The 3925-nt window shown below is 74.5% G+C and carries 4 protein-coding genes; 3 read left to right on the top strand and 1 reads right to left on the bottom strand.

The genetic code is table 11. The features are described 5' to 3' along the window. On the bottom strand, nucleotides 1-766 hold a 766-nt coding region (locus AE652_RS37045; protein WP_049659575.1), incomplete at its 3' end, for an alanine--glyoxylate aminotransferase family protein. Between the two features lie 136 nt (nucleotides 767-902). Between AE652_RS37045 and AE652_RS37040 the strand changes: the two genes are divergently transcribed. The 3 genes from AE652_RS37040 to AE652_RS37030 form a co-directional block, all read left to right on the top strand. Next, entirely contained in the window at nucleotides 903-1994 is a 1092-nt protein-coding gene (locus tag AE652_RS37040; RefSeq protein WP_049659573.1) for an amidohydrolase family protein, read from the top strand. Between the two features lie 163 nt (nucleotides 1995-2157). After that, nucleotides 2158-2835, top strand: coding sequence for a uracil-DNA glycosylase (locus tag AE652_RS37035; RefSeq protein WP_049659571.1), 678 nt, complete (start codon nucleotides 2158-2160; stop codon nucleotides 2833-2835). Between the two features lie 219 nt (nucleotides 2836-3054). After that, the coding region (locus tag AE652_RS37030; RefSeq protein ID WP_159028663.1) for an SCO1860 family LAETG-anchored protein at nucleotides 3055-3925 on the top strand (871 nt) is incomplete at its 3' end.

Raw genomic sequence — 3925 nt, 5'->3', positions numbered from 1 at the left:
GGGTGGCGGCCGAGGCGGCGCGGTGCCGGGCGATCACGGCGGGCAGGCCGTCGGCGGCGATCCGGTCCAGGCAGGCGCCGAGCGCGAGCATCTCCAACTGGGCCGGGGCGTGCGGCAGTACGGCGCGGCCGGCGTCGGTCCAGCGCTCCTTCCAGTCCAGCAGCGAGAGGTAGGAGCGGCGCGGGGCGGCCGGGTTGGCGGCGATCCGCGCCCAGGCGCGCTCGGAGACGGACACGGCGGAGACGCCGGCCGGGCCGCCCATCGCCTTCTGGCCGCCGATGACGCACAGGTCGACGCCCCACTCGTCGGTGAGCACGGGCTCGGCGGCGACGGAGGCCACCGCGTCGAGCATCAGCAGCGCGCCGTGCTCGCGGACCACGGCGCCGATCTCGGCGACCGGGTTGGTGTTGCCGGTGGCGGCCTCGGCGTGCACCAGGGAGACGAAGTCGATCTCCGGGTTCGCCTCCAGGGCCGCGGCGACCTGCTCGGCGCTCACCGCGCTGTCGAAGGGCACGGCCAGGTCGACGACCTTCGCCCCGCAGGAGCGCAGCCAGTTGCCGAAGGTCTGCCCGTACGGGCCGGTGACGACGTTGAGGGCGGTCGAGCCGGGGTGCGCGGCGCCGCGGATCGCGGCCTCCAGGGGCAGCAGCGCCTCGCCCTGGGTGACGATCACGTCGGCCCCGGTGTGCAGCAGGGCGGCCACCTGGTCCTCGATCGCCGCGAACTCGGCGGCGCTGAGCGGGGGCAGGTCGAGGAAGGGGCTCACGTCGGTATCGCCTTTCGCGGGGTTTCGCGGGAGTCGCGCGGGGGCCGCGCGGGGGTCGTGCGGGGTGGGGGTGCGGAAACGAGTCTGCCGCATTGTGACTGCTTACACGGAACCCGCCCGTCGGTAGAGTGCGGCCATGAGCGATGGCGCGGTGCTGCACGTGCGGGGTCGGGTACTGGTCGGTCCGCAGGACGTCCGGGACGAACTCTGGGTGGTGGACGGCCGGGTGAGCTTCACCCGCCCGCCGACTGCCGGGGACGTCCGGACGGTGACCGGCTGGGTGCTGCCCGGCCTGGTGGACGCGCACTGCCACGTCGGCCTGGACGCGCACGGCGCGGTGGACGCCGAGACCAGCGAGAAGCAGGCGTTCACCGACCGGGACGCCGGCACCCTGCTGATCCGCGACGCCGGCTCGGCCGCCGACACCCGGTGGATCGACGACCGCGAGGACCTGCCCCGGATCATCCGGGCCGGGCGGCACATCGCCCGCACCCGCCGCTACATCCGCAACTACGCGCACGAGATCGAGCCCGGCGACCTGGCCGCCTACGTCCGGGCCGAGGCCCGGCGCGGGGACGGCTGGGTGAAGCTGGTCGGCGACTGGATCGACCGCGAGCGCGGCGACCTCGCCGCCTGCTGGCCCGGCGACGCGCTGGCCGAGGCGATCGCGGCGGCGCACGAGGAGGGCGCCCGGGTCACCGCGCACTGCTTCTCCGCCGAGTCGCTGCCGGACCTGCTGGCGGCCGGGATCGACTGCGTCGAGCACGCCACCGGCCTGACCGAGGAGCTGATCCCGGTCTTCGCCGAGCGCGGGGTGGCGATCGTGCCGACCCTGGTCAACATCGCGACCTTCCCGGACCTCGCGGCCGGCGGCGAGGCCAAGTTCCCGGCCTGGTCGGCGCACATGCGGCGGCTGCACGAGCGCCGGTACGCCACGGTGGGCGCCGCGCACGACGCGGGCATCCCGGTGTTCGTCGGCACCGACGCGGGCGGCTCGCTGGCGCACGGGCTGGTCGCGGAGGAGGTGGCGGAGCTGGTGAAGGCGGGGCTGAGCCCGGCCGAGGCGCTGTCGGCGGCGAGCTGGGGAGCGCGCGCGTGGCTGGGGCGGCCGGGGCTGGAGGAGGGCGCGCCGGCGGACTTCGTGGTGTACGCGCAGGACCCGCGGGCGGACGTCCGGGTGCTCGCGGACCCGCGGCTGGTGGTGCTGCGGGGGCGGCCGGTCGGGTAGCCGCGCCGGGGGTTCCGCCGCGGGGCCGGGGAGGGTGTTCGGGCGGGGGCGCGGCCGGCTCCCGAGCGGCCCGTCGCTGGGGTGCCGCCGGCCCGTCGGGCCCTCTCGATCACATGATCATCCGCTGAAAGCCGTGTCGGTGTAGGCCGATAGGGTGGCGACCATGGCACCGCGTCCACTGAACGAGATCGTCGAGCCCGGCTGGGCCACCGCCCTGGAACCCGTCGCCGGACGGGTCGCCGCGATGGGCGACTTCCTGCGCTCCGAGCTGACCGCAGGCCGCACCTACCTGCCCTCCGGCCCGAACGTGCTGCGCGCCTTCCAGCAGCCCTTCGCCGACGTGCGGGTGCTGATCGTCGGGCAGGACCCGTACCCGACCCCCGGCCACGCCGTCGGGCTCAGCTTCTCGGTGGCGCCGGAGGTGCGGCCGATCCCGGCGAGCCTGATCAACATCTACCGGGAGTACGGCACCGACCTGGGCCTGCCGGAGCCGTCCAACGGGGACCTCACCCCGTGGACGAACCAGGGCGTGCTGCTGCTCAACCGGGTGCTCACCGTCCAGCCGCGCAAGAGCGGCGGGCACCGGGGCAAGGGCTGGGAGGCGGTCACCGAGCAGGCGATCCGGGCGCTGGTGGCGCGCGGTGGCCCGCTGGTGGCGATCCTGTGGGGGAGCGACGCCCGCAACCTGCGGCCGCTGCTGGGCAACGTCCCGTCGGTGGAGTCGGTCCACCCCAGCCCGATGTCGGCCGACCGCGGCTTCTTCGGCTCGCGGCCGTTCAGCCGGGCCAACGAGCTGCTGGTGCGGCAGGGGGCGCAGCCGGTGGACTGGCGGCTGCCGTAGCAGAGATGGGTCAGCGCAGAATGCCAATCTCACTCCAACGGGTGAAATGACGTTCTGTGTTACTCATGTGACGGATTGTTCGAGAAGACTGGCGGCTCATCGTTTCATCTGTGTGGGGGTACCGCCTTGTCTTCTCGCCCGTCTTCGGCCTCGTCTTCGCGCCCGTCCGCTCGCCCGTCCTCTCGCCGAATCGTTTCCGCCGCCGCGGCCACCGCCGTGGTGGCGAGCTCACTGCTCACCGCCGCGCCCGTCCAGGCGGCCGAGCCCGCCCCGTCGTCGCCCGGTAAGGCGCGCGCCGTCACCGCCGAACTCGATCTGGACGTCAGTCTGTTGAACAAGGCGGTGGACGTCCCGGTGAACATCGCGCTGAACAAGGTGGAGTCGCCGGCGCAGCGCGACGGCTCGATCCTGACCGCCACGGTGGCCGGGGTGGACCAGACGGGCCCCGTCACCCTGGTCAAGGCGGACGTCGGCAAGTCGGTCACCCGCGTCGACGCCAAGGGCGCCACCGCCTCCGTCAAGCTGGTCAACGCCGACGTGCACGCCCCCGGCCTGCCCGCCACCGCGCTGCTCGGCCTGGAGGCGATGAGCGCCGAGGCCAGCTGTCCGGTGGACGGGCAGCCCACCGCCGACGTGGTCGCGCCGCTCAAGCTCAGCGTGCTCGGCAAGCCGGTCACCGTCGGCCTGTACGGGCCGACCAAGGTGGACGTGCCGCTGGTCGGCAGCGTCTCGGTGGAGTTCTCCAAGAAGACCGTCACCACGACCACCGCCGCCGCCTCCGCCCTGGAGGTGCAGGTGGAGGTGAACCCGCTCAACCTGAACGTCGCCAAGGTCACCGGGAAGGTCACCGTCGCCTCGGTGAGCTGCGAGAAGCCCTCCGGGTCGGCGGCCACCCCGTCCGGCCCGGCCACCCAGAGCGCCGCGCCCACCAGCGCGCCCGCCGTCGAGCCGGTCGCCGACACCACCGCCTCGCGCACCCCCGTTCCGCAGGCCGCGGTGGAGAAGCCGGAGAAGTCGGAGAAGCTGGCCGCCACCGGCGGCAGCAGCGCCACCGGCCCGCTGGCCGCGGGGGCCGCCGCCCTGGTCGCGG

It is taken from the genome of Kitasatospora sp. MY 5-36, assembly GCF_001182915.1.
Classification (GTDB): domain Bacteria; phylum Actinomycetota; class Actinomycetes; order Streptomycetales; family Streptomycetaceae; genus Kitasatospora.
Note: the sequence above shows the minus strand (reverse complement) of the source record. Positions and strands in the feature narration are given on the sequence as shown.

Excerpts from the sequence above, each read along its gene's own strand:
- AE652_RS37035 (WP_049659571.1), top strand. The coding sequence starts at position 2,158 with ATGGCACCGCGTCCACTGAACGAGATCGTCGAGCCCGGCTGGGCCACC.
- AE652_RS37040 (WP_049659573.1), top strand. The coding sequence starts at position 903 with ATGAGCGATGGCGCGGTGCTGCACGTGCGGGGTCGGGTACTGGTCGGT.